General features: G+C 32.0%; 16 protein-coding genes. 13 read left to right on the forward strand and 3 right to left on the reverse strand.

Features of this window, described 5'->3' with window-relative positions; all coding sequences use genetic code 11:
• Positions 1 to 7: 7 nt before the first annotated feature.
• The 4 genes from H0Z29_11325 to H0Z29_11340 are packed head-to-tail and all read left to right on the forward strand — an operon-like array spanning position 8 to position 4,478.
• Positions 8 to 643: a class I SAM-dependent methyltransferase gene (locus tag H0Z29_11325; protein MBO8132080.1), complete on the forward strand. Its 636-nt coding sequence runs from the start codon at positions 8 to 10 to the stop codon at positions 641 to 643.
• Entirely contained in the window at positions 640 to 1,848 is a 1,209-nt protein-coding gene (locus H0Z29_11330) for an aminotransferase class V-fold PLP-dependent enzyme (GenBank protein MBO8132081.1), read from the forward strand. Before H0Z29_11325 ends, H0Z29_11330 begins: the two co-directional genes overlap by 4 nt.
• Positions 1,838 to 2,971 carry a glycosyltransferase family 4 protein gene (locus H0Z29_11335; GenBank protein ID MBO8132082.1) on the forward strand — a complete coding sequence of 378 codons (1,134 nt, stop codon included), beginning with the start codon at positions 1,838 to 1,840 and terminating at the stop codon, positions 2,969 to 2,971. Before H0Z29_11330 ends, H0Z29_11335 begins: the two co-directional genes overlap by 11 nt.
• Positions 2,958 to 4,478: a hypothetical protein gene (locus tag H0Z29_11340; protein ID MBO8132083.1), complete on the forward strand. Its 1,521-nt coding sequence runs from the start codon at positions 2,958 to 2,960 to the stop codon at positions 4,476 to 4,478. Before H0Z29_11335 ends, H0Z29_11340 begins: the two co-directional genes overlap by 14 nt.
• On the opposite strand, the gene H0Z29_11345 is transcribed toward H0Z29_11340, so the two are convergent.
• Entirely contained in the window at positions 4,479 to 4,658 is a 180-nt protein-coding gene (locus tag H0Z29_11345) for a hypothetical protein (GenBank protein ID MBO8132084.1), read from the reverse strand.
• Between the two features lie 76 nt (positions 4,659 to 4,734).
• On the opposite strand from H0Z29_11345, the gene H0Z29_11350 reads away from it, so the two are divergent.
• From H0Z29_11350 to H0Z29_11375, 6 genes are all read left to right on the forward strand, one after another.
• Positions 4,735 to 5,433 carry a WbqC family protein gene (locus tag H0Z29_11350; GenBank protein MBO8132085.1) on the forward strand — a complete coding sequence of 233 codons (699 nt, stop codon included), beginning with the start codon at positions 4,735 to 4,737 and terminating at the stop codon, positions 5,431 to 5,433.
• Positions 5,430 to 6,068 (forward strand): PIG-L family deacetylase, encoded by a 639-nt coding sequence (locus tag H0Z29_11355; GenBank protein MBO8132086.1) that lies wholly within the window; start codon positions 5,430 to 5,432, stop codon positions 6,066 to 6,068. The genes H0Z29_11350 and H0Z29_11355 overlap by 4 nt, the downstream gene beginning before the upstream one ends.
• Complete coding sequence (locus H0Z29_11360; protein MBO8132087.1) at positions 6,065 to 7,108, forward strand: DegT/DnrJ/EryC1/StrS family aminotransferase; 1,044 nt, start codon at positions 6,065 to 6,067, stop codon at positions 7,106 to 7,108. Before H0Z29_11355 ends, H0Z29_11360 begins: the two co-directional genes overlap by 4 nt.
• Positions 7,101 to 8,240, forward strand: a complete 1,140-nt coding sequence (locus tag H0Z29_11365) for an undecaprenyl/decaprenyl-phosphate alpha-N-acetylglucosaminyl 1-phosphate transferase (GenBank protein MBO8132088.1) — start codon at positions 7,101 to 7,103, stop codon at positions 8,238 to 8,240. Before H0Z29_11360 ends, H0Z29_11365 begins: the two co-directional genes overlap by 8 nt.
• A gap of 71 nt (positions 8,241 to 8,311) precedes the next feature.
• Positions 8,312 to 9,100, forward strand: a complete 789-nt coding sequence (locus H0Z29_11370; protein ID MBO8132089.1) for an AAA family ATPase — start codon at positions 8,312 to 8,314, stop codon at positions 9,098 to 9,100.
• A complete protein-coding gene (locus H0Z29_11375; GenBank protein ID MBO8132090.1) occupies positions 9,097 to 10,983 on the forward strand; it encodes an HD-GYP domain-containing protein in 1,887 nt (628 codons plus the stop codon). Before H0Z29_11370 ends, H0Z29_11375 begins: the two co-directional genes overlap by 4 nt.
• On the opposite strand, the gene H0Z29_11380 is transcribed toward H0Z29_11375, so the two are convergent.
• Entirely contained in the window at positions 10,980 to 12,308 is a 1,329-nt protein-coding gene (locus H0Z29_11380) for a hypothetical protein (protein ID MBO8132091.1), read from the reverse strand. The genes H0Z29_11375 and H0Z29_11380 overlap by 4 nt on opposite strands.
• Positions 12,309 to 12,317: 9 nt before the next feature.
• Entirely contained in the window at positions 12,318 to 12,668 is a 351-nt protein-coding gene (locus H0Z29_11385) for an aspartate 1-decarboxylase (protein ID MBO8132092.1), read from the reverse strand.
• A 142-nt stretch (positions 12,669 to 12,810) separates the two neighbouring features.
• Between H0Z29_11385 and H0Z29_11390 the strand changes: the two genes are divergently transcribed.
• Genes H0Z29_11390 through H0Z29_11400 form a run of 3 tightly spaced genes read left to right on the forward strand, consistent with a single transcriptional unit; the run spans position 12,811 to position 16,889 of the window.
• Complete coding sequence (locus H0Z29_11390) at positions 12,811 to 14,298, forward strand: acyl--CoA ligase (GenBank protein MBO8132093.1); 1,488 nt, start codon at positions 12,811 to 12,813, stop codon at positions 14,296 to 14,298.
• Between the two features lie 14 nt (positions 14,299 to 14,312).
• The gene (locus H0Z29_11395; GenBank protein MBO8132094.1) at positions 14,313 to 16,400 is read left to right on the forward strand and encodes an elongation factor G; all 2,088 of its coding nucleotides are present in this window, start codon (positions 14,313 to 14,315) and stop codon (positions 16,398 to 16,400) included.
• Entirely contained in the window at positions 16,401 to 16,889 is a 489-nt protein-coding gene (locus H0Z29_11400) for an HIT domain-containing protein (protein MBO8132095.1), read from the forward strand.
• Positions 16,890 to 17,135: the final 246 nt, after the last annotated feature.

The raw sequence follows: 17,135 nt of genomic DNA on the forward strand, positions 1-17,135 counted from the left end.
TCAAATAATGAAAGAGCTAAATTTACTGAAAATAAGCAAACCAAAAGCATTCTTAGGGAAAACAACAACTAAAGTTAGAAAGATAGCAGTTAAATTAGCATTGGAATATAAGGGCAATATTCTAGATGTTGGTTGTGGCAACTGCCTGCTCTTTCTAGAACTGCTTTCAAAATACAGGTTTGATCATAAAATACTATACGGCCTCGACATTAAATATGATCTTTTAAAAGAAGCAATTGATATATCAAAAGATAATTTGCTACCATTGCCTAATTTAATTAATGGTGATGGTACTTCTTTACCTTTCAAAAATAAATCTTTTAATATAATTTTTTGTTTAAATTCTTTTGTGAATTTCAATAAAGACACAATTGAAAAACTTTTAAGTGAATTTTCGAGAGTAGTAAAAGACGATTGTATAATTATATTTGATATTCGAAATAAGAGGAATATATTACTTAATATTAAATACAAGATATCTCAATTAAAAATACCTTTAAAAATAAGAACATATTCAATTTCTGAACTTAAACCTATTTTAAATAAATACAATTTTTCGATAAAAAAAATAATAAATGTAAGACTCACTCCCTTTATCATCATAGATAAAATAATAATTTTAAAAAAGGAAACAGTGAAATGATAAAGATTATTACACCTTCCACAGGGACGCCTTATACAATTGGTGACGTTATAAAATCAAGCTTTGGATTTTTCAGAAAAGAAAACTCCTTACTAAACTTTGTAGATCAAGTAAAAAGATACCTAAATGCAAACAACATAATAGCAGTCAATTCAGGCACCTCTGCATTCTATGCTTTATTATTACTATTCAAAAAAATATCAGATAAAAATAGAACTGACGTTATCCTGCCTGCTTATACTGCGCCCTCTTTGACTCTCCCCATCAGAAAAGCCGGACTAAATCCAAAGCTTATCGATACTGATTCAACCACGTTCAATATTGATTTAAACAAACTCCTAAATTCTATAGATGAAAAGACCCTTGCCGTTATCATTGTACATATGTTTGGAATACCCACCGATTTTAAGAAGATAATGGACCAGCTTAAAAGTTCCCAAGTTTTCCTTGTAGAAGATGCTGCTAGCTCTTTTGGCTCAAAAATATATGGCAAACAAACCGGAACAATAGCTGACTTTGGTTTCTTTTCATTTAACAGAGGTAAAAATGTTTCTAATTTCACAGGTGGACTTATTTACATAAGAGACAAGGATCTATTAAATAAAACAATGGAAATTATAGATGAAAATTTCTCTTCATTATCTGCCAAACAGATACTATCAATCCTTTTAAAAATTTATGGACTATCACTTGCAGTCAGACCAGTAACTTACACCATGCTACAAAAATTAATCGAAAAATACAAGTACACATCACTCCATACTGATTTTGATTCCTTTAAATACAATACAGTACAGTCTTCGCTAGGTGAAAGTGTAGCAAAAAGATATAATCATATAGCTCATCTGAGGTGGCGAAATGGTAAAATGTTATATAACGGTTTAAAAGATAATAAAAACCTCACCGTTCCCAAAATCCCCGCTGATTGCTATGTAGCATACAACCAATTCCCAATACTTGTTAATAATAAGGATAGTAAATATAAAATAGAATCCATATTGCTAGATTGTGGGATAGAAACCACATTTCTTTATGAAAAACCTATACATCATTTTTACCCCGAATTATCCCCTGACAATAATAATGAACCATTTCCAAATTCATTATATCTGGCAGAGCATCTGATTTTGCTGCCGACACATCCTCAAATTTCAACAGCTAAAATACAGAATATGATAGACGTTGTAAACTCATATGCGGAATAGAAAAATAAAAATCGCTCTTATCATAACAAGACTCGATGCTGGTGGCTCAGCAGACGTAACGTTACAATTAGCAAGAGGACTGAGGAATAAAGGTTACGATGTATATCTCGCAAGTGGAATCACAAGTTCACCATCTCTTGAAATAGAAGATTTCTGCAATAGAAATCGCATTAAATATATTCTAATCAAAGAATTAGTTAGAGACATAAATCCAATCTTAGATTTTATTGCCTTTTTAAAACTATATTTCATATTAAAAAGCATAAAACCAAACATTGTGCATACAAATACTTCAAAAGCAGGAATAATAGGAAGAATATCAGCTAAACTCGCTGGATGCGGAAAAACTTTGCACTCCCCACATGGCCATATCTTTTATGGTTATTATCCAAAAACTGTAACATTATTTTTTATAATGTTGGAAAAGATAGTGTCCCATTACACAAAATACATTTTAAATCTGACCGAACTTGGTAGATTAGACCACATCAAAATGAGAATTGCTCGACCGGAAAAATTTATTGTAGTTGGCTGCGGAGTGGACATTAATAAATTCGCTCTTTTAAAAAAAAATAAAGGGCATAAATTTACAGTAACATGGATAGGAAGACTTACGAATATTAAAAACCCCTTTATGTTATTAGAAGCTGTCAAATTGATTAACCAAAAAGGATATAATTTTAAATTTGATATAATAGGAGATGGTGAAATACTAGATGACTGTAAAAGGTATGCGCTGGCAAATAATTTAAAGAATGTTGTATTCCACGGTTACAGTTCTGGTGTAGAAAAATTTTTAGCCAATTCTGATTTGCTTGTTGTAACTTCAAAAAATGAAGGCTTTGGTAGAGTTATCATAGAAGCAATGGCAGCTGGTGTACCCATAGTAGCAACAAAAGTCGGCGGTATCCCTGATCTGATAAAACATAATATAAATGGAATATTAATTCCGTCTGAATCTGCTGAAATGCTTGCAAAATCAATAATAGAATTATATAAAAATCCACATAAGAGAGAAATGTTTATTGAATATAATAAAACTTTTTGTCTACAATACTCAATAGAAAACTATGTCAATAAAATAGAGAAAATATACAATAAAGTTTTACATGAAGAAACTTAAAATAATATCTATAATTACTGCATCAGTTTTTGTCCTAAATTTATCTCTGTACGCTAAAGACGGTTATTACTTGCTTAAAGCTGGTATTCACTTTGACTCAAATGTCAGTGGTGGTAAATATTCTCTTAATGAACTAGCAAAAATCATCACAAAGGAAAAACTTGATGTAGCTATAATAACAGACCACGACAATATGGATGTTTCCTATGGGATAAAACCATTCCAAGATCTATTAAAAATTACTATTTCACGCAACTCTGTAAGGAAATACGGCTTTGAAAACTATTTTTCCTATATTAACTATCTTGATAGAATTTATAATAATACTATTTTCATACCTGGTATTGAGGCAGTCCCTTTTTATTACTGGACAGGAAATCCCTTAGATAAAAATCTTATCCTCAATGGATGGCACACTCATCTCCTTATATTTGGTATTAGCAGTGTAGAATATTATAAAAAACTGCCCTCTCTTTACAATAATAATTTTTATGATAACTATAATGGAAATACGCTTAAATATATCTCAAATAATTTTAACTATTTTTTAAAACTATTTTTCTACTTCACTATTGCACTCTTGCTTCTGTTTTATGTAATAAAGAAGATTTATTTGAAACGAAAAGTGCACGGTGTACGCTCCCCTGCTCTCTCAACAGTATTTTTTATAATTGTTTGTATCTTAATAATAACGGAATATCCTTTCAAACCAAAAAAATACACACAATATTCCAATGACCCTGGAACTGGACCCTATCAATATTTGATTGATTACGTAAACAAATATGGTGGATTGGTTTTCTGGGCACACCCAGAAGTAACACATGAAGAGACCTTACCACTTAATATCCCTTTTATGCAGAATCAAATAAAAATATCAACTGAGGCATATCCCGATTTGGTATACCAGACAAAAAATCATTCAGGATTTGCAATTTTCTGGGAAGGGATGAAAACTCTAGGAAGACCAGGCGGATTGTGGGATATGGCTCTAAAAGAGTATTGCCTTGGGCTGAGAAAAAAACCATTCTGGGTTATCGGGGAACTCGACTTTGAAGAATCAAATAATCTGGACTTACTTCACGAAACAAATACATTCATTTTTGCAAAGGAATTCTCCCAGGAAGGTGTGATAGAAGCAATGAGAAAGGGAAGAATGTATGCTACTCGTAGCTATTTTGGTGATCTAATAGAAATTAACGATTTTTCAATACACGATCCATACACTAATACTTCAGCCTTTATTGGTGAAACCCTTATACTTACCTACCCTGAGGCAAGAATACATATAAAAATTAAACTCAAAAAGAATATATCCAAACCTATCAACATCTTTTTATTTAGAGGAACTCAGCTCATAAAAGAAATGATTTTTGATAAACCTGTTGATGTGTGGATTGAAGATATAAATCTGCCCTCAGAAAAAAAGTTCTATTACAAAATTTATATAGGCACCAAGGATTGGATTTCAGTAGCGACAAACCCCATTTTTGTCATTAAGCAATAACTACTTTTTATAAGCAATTTTATATAGCATAAAAGCAATAGCCACAATAAAACAAAACTCGGAAAAACTTAAATATGCATTTGCTTCTACAAAAAATGGAACCAATAACATACGGGAAATTATTCCCATAATCAATGAAACTATTCCAATTACAAAACAGGCTTTGATTATTAAATCCATGACAGTTCTCCTTTATTCTTTTTATTATCATACATTTTCGATAATTTAAATAGCCCTGTGATTTTAAACATTTAATATGATTTGTGCAATTCATCAACCACAAACATTCCCATATATAGGATATTTTGCAAAGATAATCCAGAGTGATATATTTGTTTTTTTTGATGACGTCCAGTTTAAAAAAAATGAGTGGCAAAATAGAAACAGAATTAAAACCGATAAGGGATGGATGTGGTTAACGGTACCAGTTATTCATAAGTTCGGTCAGAAAATCAACGAGGTTCAGATAAATAACAAAGATAACTGGAAAAAAAAACACATAAATACATTCTATACATATTATAGAAAAGCACCTTATTTCAATGAAATAATCAAAAATCTTGAAGAAATTTATTCAAGAGACTATGACAAACTTCTTGATTTTAATATAACAACTATTAAATGGATTCTGGATTATTTAAAAATAAACAAAAAAATTATATTTTCATCAAAATTAAATTATAATCCAGATGGCAAGCAGATGTCAGCCGATGAGAAAATTATAAGCATCTTAAAAATAATCGGAGCTAACACGTACATATCGGGCATTGGTGCTAAAGATTACCTGAATACTAAACTTTTTGATAAAGAAAATATTAAAGTGGTATTCCAAGATTTCAAACATCCTGTTTATCATCAGCTATATGGCGAATTCACACCCAATTTATCAATAATAGATCTGCTTTTTAATGAAGGGAAAAAAAGTGTCGATATAATAAGTAGGAAAATGAAATGATTGAAACTGAGTATAGAATGAAAATAATAGCTATAGGTGCTCATCCTGATGATATAGAAATAGGATGTGGTGGAACATTGGCAAAATACTCAGACAAGGGTCACGAGATATATCTATATGTCGCAACAAGTGGTGACGCCGGTGGAGATGGTAGGGTAAGATCTGACGAGCAGATAGAATCAGCCAAAATTTTAGGCGTTAAGAAAATATACTGGGGTGGCTATAGAGATACCTATATAACCGTTAGTAAAGAAACTATATGGAACCTCGAAAAGGTGATTAGAGAAGTTTCTCCTGACCTGATTTTTGTTAATTACCATGATGATACACACCAAGATCATAGAAATCTTGCTCAGATTACTATCTCTGCTACAAGATATATAAAAAATGTTTTATTCTATGAAACTCCAACTACACAAAATTTCAATCCCAATGTATTTGTATATCTTGGAGAAAAATATTTAAAAATTAAAGAAAAGGTCTTATTAGCTCACAGATCTCAAGTACATAAAACTAATATTTCAGACATTTCAATACTCGACGTATCTAGATCGAACGCTCTATACAGGGGTGTTCAAGCAAGGGTAAATTTCGCAGAAGCATTTCAATCATTGAGGTTATTTATAAACATATGATAGCACATAACAAACCATCATTAGGAAAAGAAGAGGTAAAAGCCCTGGAAAACGTCATAAAATCCGGATATATTGCCCAGGGAGAAAGAGTCAAAAGGCTTGAAAAAGACTTAACTGAATTTATTGGGAAAAAATATTGTATCTGCACCTCAAGTGGTACAGCCGCTCTAATACTTGCACTAAAAGCAATGGATATTGGTAAAGATGATGAAGTAATCATCCCTTCATACACCTGCTCTGCTCTATGGCATGCAGTAAAACTTATGGGAGCAACCCCAATCTTATGCGATATTGAACTCACAACCTACAACTTAGCAGTAGTCGATATAAAAAAGAAAATAACAGAAAAAACAAGAGCAATAATATTTCCACATATGTTTGGACAACCAGGATATATAGAGGAAGTTTTAAAACTTGAAATCCCTGTTATCGAAGACATTGCCCAAAGTATTGGATCAAAAATAAAAGGAAAACAAACAGGAAGTTTTGGCTATATCTCTATTGCTTCATTCTATGCTACAAAATTTATATGTGGTGGTGAGGGAGGAGCAGTATTAACAGATGATGAATCAATCTATGATAAGGTTATGGATATGCGAGATTACGACGAGAAAAATGATCTAAACCTCAGATTTAATTTTAAAATGAATGAACTTGAAGCAGCAGTGACAAATGTTCAACTTTCAAAAATAAAATCATTTATCTCAATTCGAAAAAAAATATTTGACAATTATTTATCCATACTTGGCGACCATATAGAAATTCCAAATATCAAACTAAACAATTTCGACTACAATTATTTTCGAGTTATAGCATCACATTCATTCCTCTCACCTGACCAGGTAATTAAAAAGGCTCTGGAATATGGAATTGTCATACGAAAACCCGTATATAAACCACTTCATATGTATGCTAACAAAGAAAAACTAATGAATACGGAAATGGCATGGTACAAACAATTTTCGTTACCAATTTATCCAGAATTGGATAAAAAGGATTTTAAAGTAATTGTTGATTTTCTGAGGACGATATATGATTAGGTCAAAATCATTATTGAAATATATACCCACGTTAATTTTTTTCATATTTCTAATCTTTAATAAACAAATAGCTCATATTTTTAACAATCCTAAAACTATCTACATATATTATTTAATAACTCCGTTTATATTTACTTTTGGGTTAATTCCTGTTTTCAATAAAATTGCCCTAATATTTAACATTGTGGATAAACCAGGTGGAAGACACATCCATGACCATCCCACTCCAAAAACTGGTGGTATTGTGGTTTTGATAGTCTTTATCGCAGCAACAAACCTGATAAGAAACCTGCCATATGAATTCAATGGAATATTCTTGGGCACTATGATAATTGGATTCTCTGGAATATTTGATGATGTTAAAGGTTTACCAGCATGGTTAAAATTGATACTCCAATTGTTAGCCAGCAGTATTGTTATCTATTATGGTGTTTCATTTTCATTTTTGCCTGAGAATATTTTCTTCAGAATTATTGAAATATTATTAACCATTTTATGGATTGTAGCAATAACAAATGCTATCAATTTCTTAGATGGAATAGATGGTTTAGCTTCTGGAATTGGAATAATTACATCGGTATTTTTTGCGATTATTGCATATCTGGGTGGTGATATTTTTATGTATTTACTAAGTTTAATTTTCGCAAGCACTCTATTAGGCTTTTTTATCTATAATTTTCGTCCAGGCAAAAATGCTCTTACATTCCTTGGTGATACAGGTAGCAATCTTATTGGTTTTTTCTTAGCAATAATTTCAATATACGGAACATGGGGAAATGGCAAAATAATCGATATGATCATCCCTCTCCTTATTTTAGCACTACCAATCTCAGATCTGATTATTACCAATTTAGACAGAATTGTTAAAAAGAAAGTCAACGGTTTTCGTAACATACTCAGCTATACAGGGACAGATCATATTCACCACAGGGTAATGAAAATGGGTTTGAGTAAAACTTCGTCGGTAATCATTTTGCTAGCACTTAATGCAACTCTGGGGCTTATTACCATACTAATATATCAGGGAAACCTCCTTGAAGGAATAATTGCCATAATAACCTCAATAAATATAATATTTATTTTTAATTATTTAATATCAATCAGCAATCCAAATAAAAAGGTTTTGCAATAAAATGTATTCTTTTTTATATTAAAACGAGGGGGATATGATAGTGGATTTGATATTCGTGAGGTTAGGATAGAATGTATGAAAGCTACTGGAAGTTAAAAGAGAAACCTTTTGAGAATACGCCGGACCCGAAGTTTCTATATAGGTCAAGAGAACACGAAGAAGCTATGATTCGCCTTTTGTACGCTATTCACAGCAATAAGGGCTGTGCTTTACTAACTGGAGATTATGGATGTGGTAAAACACTTTTAATGTATACAATTATCAAAGAACTATCCCAGGGTCCATTTGAAATTGCCTATCTTACCAATCCAAGATGGACACCTATTGAATTAATAAAAGAAATCCTATATCAACTAGATATTGAAACAAATTCCGACTCCAAGCTTGATCTGGTACATAAATTAAATGATTTCCTTTACGATACTGCCAGAAAACAAAAGCATACTATAGTAATTATTGATGAGGCACAGGAAATCAAAGACCCTGATATCTATGAAGAACTAAGGCTTTTACTCAATTTTCAACTAAATGACAGATTTTTGCTGACACTATTCCTTGTTGGACAAAACGAACTCAAAGAGTTGATTCAAAAAATCCCACAATTCAACCAGAGAATAGCAATTAAATACCACCTAAAACCCTTTGACCTGGATGATACTAAATCATATATTGAATATAGAATAAGGGTTGCGGGAAGAGAAGATTCAATGTTTACCCAAGATGCTTATGAAATGATTTTTGAAAAATCCGATGGTATTCCCAGACTTATAAATAACATATGTGATCTTTGCCTTGTTATAGGATACGGTAAGAAATTAGAAAAAATTGATAGCTCTATAGTAAGGGAAGTTAGTCTATGACACCCAGAATGAGAGATATACTCAAATTCTATAATGATGATAGAAAAAGCGACGAGGAGATAAAAAAAGAGAAATCCAATAAAGATAAATGCTATGATATAGTTTTTGGAAATCTTGACGAATTAAAAGAAAAACTTTTGAATAAAGAGTCAGAAAATAAGGTTAAAAATGATAAACCCAAAGAAGAAAAGCTTGATGGGAAAAAAGAGGAAAGGAAAAAAGAAGAAGAAAAAAAAGATGACTATACAGCTGTCTTTGGTAGTTATGAATCCCTAAAAGAAAAACTATTAGATTCTTGTAAAAAGTCTGAAGAATCAATGAAAGAAAAAAGAAAAGAGAAAGAGGAATTAAAAGCGAAAGAAAAGCCTGATTTCAAAATTACTGAAGAAATACAAGAGAAAGAGATGCCAGAGGCAGTAAAGGTAGAAAGCATAGGTTTAGAGAAAAATGAACCAGAATTGGAATTAAGCAGTTTTAACGAAATTAGAGAAGAGCTTTTAAAAAAAACTCCCAAAACAGTCATACACAAACCTACAGAAGAAGTTAAAAAGAAAAAAACTGAAAAAATTGAGGAAATAAAAGCGACCAATAACGTAGAGGAAGAGACTCGAGAGAAAACTGTACAGGAAAAGGAAGAAACAAAAACAGCGGCTCCTATTGAAGAGCAAATCAGTAAGACTAAAGAAACAGTCACAGAAAAAGAGGAAAAACAAGAAGAATATGAATTCAGTAGTTTAGAATCGTTAATGGAAGACCTAAAAAAACCGCATATCCCCCCACCTATTTCTGAAGAAGAACCAACTATTACCGAACAGCTCATTCAAGAAGAAGAAGGAGAAACTACAGAAGAATCAATAAAAGAGCCTGAAATAGAGAAATCTGAAGAAAAAGAAGAGCAACCCTTTTCACCATTTAAAGAACTGGAAAAAGAAATAGAAAGGACCTCCTCTAAGGAGGACCACATAAAGAGAGTGCCTGAAAGGGAATCACAAATAACAGCAGGAACCCTGGAATATTCGGGCATTGATTTTTATCTCGAAGCAAATAAAGTAGTGGAACAGGCGATTAACCAGATAAATACTAAATCGCATGATTTTATTATTCCAGTACTGAAGTTGGCTCCCACTTTTGTTAATAACGTATTGAATCACGAAGAACTCCTTGCTTTAGCAATCCAAAAGAAAAGATACAGTAAATGGCTTGTATCACATCAGGTAAATGTAGCAATAATAAGTCTAAAAATAGGCATGGGGCTAAATCTACCCGAGATAAAACTAAATGAACTTACAGTTTCAGCTTTGTTTCATGATATCGGAATGTTAAAAATACCAAACTCTATTATATTTAAACACGGTAGATTAGCTAATGAAGAATTCGACCTAATCAAGAAACACCCAGAATTTGGTGTGGAATTAATATCTCAACTAAGAACAGATTATCCTTATTTGCTCGAAGCAATATACCAGGAGCATGAAAGATATGACGGCTCAGGCTATCCAAGAGGATTGCGTGGAAATGAAATTTCTATGTATGCGAGGATAATTGGACTTGCCGATACTCTTGAGGCTCTACTTCATGGAAGAGCATATAGAGATGGATTTATAACACAGAAAGCCATTCAGACTATCATACAGCAAAGGGCAAAATTATTTGATCCAAAAGTACTTAGAGCAATGATAGATACAATTTCAATATTTCCTGTTGGTAGTTATGTAAAGTTAAATACAGGTGAGCTTGCACGGGTTATATCAATCAATAAACAGAGACCGGTTCGACCAACAGTCGAGGTAATAAGAGACAAGAATGGAGAAGCACTAGCCGAGCCATATCAAATCAACCTTGAAAAAGAGCCCCTTATATACATAACAAAGCAAATCTCTTAAGTTTCTCCACGTTCCTTTAACCTCAACAACAAAAAATAAAGAGCTTTTACCTGATTATACATATTCCTCAAAACTTCAAAGTTAATAAATCTAAAATAGCAATCTCTCCTATCGCCAAAAATAGCGTACAATTTTTCGCTTCTGGAAAAAACAAAAGGTATAAATAAAAGGGAATTTGCCATTTTACCACAGATATCTAATATCTTCTTATCATCAATAATGTAGAATTCCTGTTCACCACATCTTATGTGATCATTAATATTCTCCATAACCTTAGGAAATAGCTCTTTACATTCTATCGATTCCTCGCTTCTAAAAGCATCTACTTTACCAGCTTGTTCCCTCGCAAAGCAATATAAATCCACAGAGTATATCTTCTTCACCTCCTCACAAAAAATCCTTAACAAAGAAGTAACATAATCCTCATACTTACTCTGATTCAATAATTGTGAAAGATTATATACTAATCTGTAACTTTCATTTACATCTTCTCTCTTTCTTAATAAATCCCTTAAGTAGTTCATTAACTGTCCTAATATAAATCCATTCAAAACAAGGATAGATGATAAGAATGCTCCATGGGTAAACCCACCCATTAATATCACAGGATATACTAATTTAGAAACTGGTAATACTAAACTGATACCAAGTGTTATTACTAAAGTAAATACATAAATGATTCTTTTAAATCCCTGATAACAGTTAAATAGTCCAATGTGAAAACTGGCAGATAATGATAACATTATTATTATAGATGGCAATAAAATAGAAATAAAGTTAAAGTTTACCACATTTATTGGTTCATAGGTATATCTGTTCTCAGATATCATAAGATAAACTGATAGAATCAAGCAGAAAAATAAGCAACCATACCACATAATATATACAGTAATGCTTTTTTTAATTCTAACTAATTCATCTGCAATCAATATTGTAAATGAAATTCCTATAAAGGCTAAAAAAGTTATAAAAGCAGAATAAATATTCCAGTAAACAGGGAACTCTGCAAGAAGGGGACTCTTCCCCCACAATTCAAGATAGTCTCTTAATAAATATGCCAGGATTCCATTTACTCCCCAGAACAGAGACATCGAAAGTAATAAACCAATACTCAAAAAATAGTAGCTCCTTCTATTTAGTTTTATTATGCTATGGGCAAAAATTCCTGCCAGAAATATGCCAGCAATTAATCCTATCTCTCTTTCAATTCGGAAACTCTTTATAAAATTTGGTACATTATAAAAAGTTGTGTCAACCACATAAACAATTATAAATATTAATACACTTAAAAAAAGAGGGATAAATATTTTAAAAAAATTTTTCATTAAAAAAGATTACTGTATCACACGATTATTTTCATTGGTTATAATTATTATTGGTTTATAATCGGCTAACTCATTCTCATCTAAAATTGCAAAAGATAAAATAATCAATTTATCACCAGGATAAACCAGCCGGGCAGCCGCACCGTTTACACATATAACACCACTGTTCCTTTCTCCTTCAATCACATAAGTCTCAAACCTATTGCCGTTAGTCAGATCAAGTACGAGCACTTTTTCATAAGGAAATAGCTTTGCCTTATCCATTAGTTCTCTATCAATAGTGATGCTGCCTTCGTAATCCAATTTACTTTCAGTAACAACGCATCCGTGTATTTTGGACTTTAACATTATATACTTCATGTTACTTATCCTCATCAAGATCAAACATTTTAATTTATTAATATTAAATAATATAACAAAAATTTAAAATGAAACATAAAGCTTGACTATCCACCTCTAAATTGCTAAAATTTCAAGCTTATTTAAGAAAAAATTTACAATTATGAAGAACATTTTTGAGTACTTAGACTTTTATTCAAAATACAATCCTAATAAGACTTTTATTTCATATCATGAGAATAATTATTCATACAAACAAATAAACAACGCAGTAAATAATCTTTGTAACATAATAAACAGGTCGTTTGCTAACTATCCCAAGCGTATTGCACTTTTTTTACCTGGTTCCCCAGAATTTATAACTTCTTATTTTGCTTCTATCAAATTGGGAGCTGATGTAGTAATAATACCACCAAATATCACTTATCAGGAACTATCAAATCTTTTAAAGCAGACAAAACCAGATATTCTCATATTGAATAATAATTCAAATGACAAAGTTGATAAGGCTAAATTTCTCTCAAAATGCGAATTTATAAAAATAATATTCAGTTCGAATAAAGACAACTCATTAAATATCAATGAATTAATAAATTATGAATCAGAATTTAAACAAACTACTTACCCAAATTTTGAAGAAAGACAAATACTTTTTTTCTTAAAAAAATTTCGGCAGAAAAGATCTAGAATAGGCTACTCTTATAAAAACATAACCTCTGCAGCTCGGTCACTTGCAGGAATTGTAAAATTCCTTCCAAAGAAAGTTTTTATCAATTCCTATCCTTTACATACAACAAAAGGGAATATACAGATTCTAAACACTTGTCTTGCTTCTGGCGGTAGACTGGTCATTTCAAATAATAATATTCCCAACCAAATTGCAAAACAGATTCAAAAACAGAAAGTTACTATATTTGTTACAGACACAAATTATTTAATAGAAACTGTTGAAAATTTTGAAAATATTGAAAGAAAAAGTAAACAAAAAGTTATACTACTAAACGGTATTTTGTATGATCGTAAAATATTTAAGGAAATTGAAGAAAAATTCAATTTTACAATCCTCGAAGGCTTTGGACTTCCTGAAACTTCCGAAGTCTGTTGCTGGAATCTAAACAAACTTGAGCGAGTAGAATTATCAATTGGCAAACCACTACCTTGTAACCAGGTTTTAATTGTTAATGAAGATGGAAAAGAAATGCCCCCCTACAAACCAGGGTACCTGGCAATAAAAGGGGAAAATATTTGTAATCAAATAATAGACGATCAAACTAAAATTTATAAGGATTGGATAAAGACAGAATTGATTGGATATAAAGATCACGACGATTTTATTTATTTAAAATCTAAGAAGAAAAATATACTTCATAGACATGGATACGAAGTATATATCGAAGATATTGAAGATTTTATAAGACAACTGGAAGAGGTAAATGATGTTGCAATTTCTGTAACAGAATCCGGTGGTGGACATGATAAATACAAAGCATGTATCAAATTAAAAAACGGAATAAAGAGTGATACAGAAACTTTGAAAAAAGTTATAATAGACCATCTACCAAAATACCTCATCCCTGATGAATTAGAAGTAGTGAAAAGTATTCCAAAAGATGAATATGGTAATATTTTAAGACATAAACTAAACAAATAAGAGGAGGAATAAACTTGAAGGAATACCAAACAAATGAAATAAGAAACGTCGGGCTTTTCGGCCATGCATCATCAGGCAAAACTTCTCTTGCAGAGGCATTCTTATACACAGCAGGAGTTACCACAAGACTTGGTAAAATTGAAGACGGTACAACTGTATCAGATTACCATCAGGATGAAATAGCAAGAAAATTTTCTATTTCAACCAGCTTAATGCACGTGGAATGGGATAAAATCAAAATAAACATTCTTGATACGCCCGGCTATCTCGATTTTATATCAGAAAGCAAAGCTATCGCTAAGGTAGTCGATCTTGGATTAATACTTGTCCATTCCCAGACTGGTGTAGAGGTAGGCACAGAAATGGTATTCAAATTTTCGGAAGAAGAGAACCTTCCCGTATGGTTTATAATTAACATGCTTGATAGAGAACACTCAAATTTCAAAAAAACTGTTGAATCAATCAGAAATACATTTGGTAAAAAAGCAGTGCCTATCCAGATACCTGTAAATGAGGGATTGGGGTTTACAACAATCGTTGACCTAATAAAAGAAAAAGCACTAAAATATAATCCCGATTCAAAGGGCGATTACTCAATTGAAGACATTCCTGATAACTTAAAACAAGAAGTTGATGAATTGAGGGAAGATTTAATAGAAACAATAGCTGAATCTGATGATTCACTGCTAGAAAAATTTTTTGAGAACGGAACACTTTCCGAGGAGGAAATCATAAATGGATTAAAAAATGCGGTAATCAATCGTGAAATTTTCCCGATACTCGCTTCCTCTGCAGCACATAATATCGATGCTAAAAGAATATTGGAGTTAATAAAAGACTTTGCTCCAGCTCCAAATGAAAGAGGAGAAATAACAGGATTTGCAAACGGCAAAGAAATAAAAAGAAAAGTGAGTGACAGCGAACCTGTATCTATTTATATATTCAAAACCCTGAGTGAGTTACACGTTGGTGAATTATTATTTTTTAAAGTTATGTCGGGATGTTTAAAATCTGGACTGGATTTATTAAATCCACACACTAAAACCACAGAAAGAATTGGAACGATTTACATAACAAACGGGAAAAATAAAAATGAAGTAGCACATCTCCATGCCGGTGATTTAGGTTCCACAGTAAAACTTAAGAACTCACATACACTGGATACCTTAACTGATCCAAAATCACCAATAGAGTATCAAAGAGTTACCTTCCCTGATCCTGTGATTGAAATAGCTATAGAACCAAAATCAAGAGGTGATGAGGAAAAAATATCCGAGGGATTACAGGCATTAAACCATGAGGACCCAACATTCAATTATAGATATGATTCTGAACTAAAACAAACGATTCTGTCTGGTCAGGGTGAACTCCACCTCATGGTTGTCCTTGACAGACTTAAAGCCAGATATAATGTAGAAGTTAACCAGATGCCACCAAGAATACCATATAGAGAAACCATAACTAAAAAAGGAGAGGCAAAATACAGACATAAAAAACAAACAGGTGGCGCCGGCCAGTTTGCAGAAGTATGGATGTATATAGAACCACTGGAAAGGGGTAAAGGCATTGAATTCACAAATACTCTTGTAGGGCAAAATGTTGACCGAGTTTTTGTTCCATCCGTTGAAAAGGGAGTGCGCTCAGCTTGTGAAGAAGGTATAATGGCGGGTTATAAGGTAACAGATGTAAAAGCAGTGTTTTACGATGGTAAACAACATCCCGTAGACTCTAATGATATTTCCTTCCAGATAGCAGGTAAAGGTGCTTTCAAAGAGTGCTTTATTAATGCAAACCCGATTCTTCTGGAGCCGATTTACGAACTTGAAATTCTAGTACCAGAAGAATTCATGGGTGACGTAATGGGGGATATCTCAAGTAGGAGGGGAAAAATACTTGGTATAGAAACGGAAGGTAACTTTCAGAAAATTAAAGCACAAGTACCACTTGCTGAACTATATAAATATGGTTCTGCATTAAGATCCATGACACAGGGACGCGGTTATCATAGACAAAAATTTTCTCACTACGAAACTGTACCCAGAGAAATTCAGGATAAAATAATAGAAGAAGCAAAAAGAAAAAAGGAGGAGGCACATAAATAATTGGATAATCTCTGGGCTCCATGGCGGATTGACTACATATTAAATCCAAAAGAAAAGGGATGTTTTTTTTGTAAATACATCAAAGATAACAACGATGAAGAACATCTTATCCTGTTGAGGGGAAATCACTCTTTTGTAATTATGAATTATTATCCCTATAATAATGGACATCTCATGATCGCACCCTTTAGACACCTTGCTGGGCTTTCTGAATTAAACGATGATACACTTCTAGAAATGCTGAAATTAACCCGGCATTCTGTTGATATAATAAAGAAGGAAATGAAAGCTGAAGGATTTAACATTGGCATAAATCTTGGTGACATTGCCGGAGCCGGAGTAAAAGACCATTTACATATCCATATAGTACCACGATGGAAAGGCGACACTAATTTTATGCCTATTATTGGACATACGAAAGTAGTTAGTGAGGGATTAAAGGAAACTTACCAAAAACTAAAAAAACACTTCGATAAAATCACAATATAAAACTTAAAATTTTTAAATTGATTAAAAAATCCCACAGCTCATAACTATTAATCCTCATCCGTTATTTAATACGCCATTAAAAAGCATCATGAGATAATCCATTAAAGACACTTATAAAACAAATTTTATAGTTACATCATAAAGTATTTTTTAAACACTCGGTTTTGTTACTACTCAATTCATTTTAATTTTTTTGGGTCTGTTAAATTTTCTGTTGAAATTTTGAATAAAAATAAGAAAGGTACC

It is taken from the genome of Candidatus Neomarinimicrobiota bacterium, from assembly GCA_017656425.1.
Lineage (GTDB): Bacteria > Fidelibacterota > UBA2242 > UBA2242 > B5-G15 > JACDNV01.

Coding starts and splice junctions, on each gene's coding strand:
- H0Z29_11325 (MBO8132080.1), top strand. CDS start 8: ATGAAAGAGCTAAATTTACTGAAAATAAGCAAACCAAAAGCATTCTTA.
- H0Z29_11330 (MBO8132081.1), top strand. CDS start 640: ATGATAAAGATTATTACACCTTCCACAGGGACGCCTTATACAATTGGT.
- H0Z29_11335 (MBO8132082.1), top strand. CDS start 1,838: ATGCGGAATAGAAAAATAAAAATCGCTCTTATCATAACAAGACTCGAT.
- H0Z29_11340 (MBO8132083.1), top strand. CDS start 2,958: ATGAAGAAACTTAAAATAATATCTATAATTACTGCATCAGTTTTTGTC.
- H0Z29_11345 (MBO8132084.1), bottom strand. CDS start 4,658: ATGGATTTAATAATCAAAGCCTGTTTTGTAATTGGAATAGTTTCATTG.
- H0Z29_11350 (MBO8132085.1), top strand. CDS start 4,735: ATGATTTGTGCAATTCATCAACCACAAACATTCCCATATATAGGATAT.
- H0Z29_11355 (MBO8132086.1), top strand. CDS start 5,430: ATGATTGAAACTGAGTATAGAATGAAAATAATAGCTATAGGTGCTCAT.
- H0Z29_11360 (MBO8132087.1), top strand. CDS start 6,065: ATGATAGCACATAACAAACCATCATTAGGAAAAGAAGAGGTAAAAGCC.
- H0Z29_11365 (MBO8132088.1), top strand. CDS start 7,101: ATGATTAGGTCAAAATCATTATTGAAATATATACCCACGTTAATTTTT.
- H0Z29_11370 (MBO8132089.1), top strand. CDS start 8,312: ATGTATGAAAGCTACTGGAAGTTAAAAGAGAAACCTTTTGAGAATACG.
- H0Z29_11375 (MBO8132090.1), top strand. CDS start 9,097: ATGACACCCAGAATGAGAGATATACTCAAATTCTATAATGATGATAGA.
- H0Z29_11380 (MBO8132091.1), bottom strand. CDS start 12,308: ATGAAAAATTTTTTTAAAATATTTATCCCTCTTTTTTTAAGTGTATTA.
- H0Z29_11385 (MBO8132092.1), bottom strand. CDS start 12,668: ATGAAGTATATAATGTTAAAGTCCAAAATACACGGATGCGTTGTTACT.
- H0Z29_11390 (MBO8132093.1), top strand. CDS start 12,811: ATGAAGAACATTTTTGAGTACTTAGACTTTTATTCAAAATACAATCCT.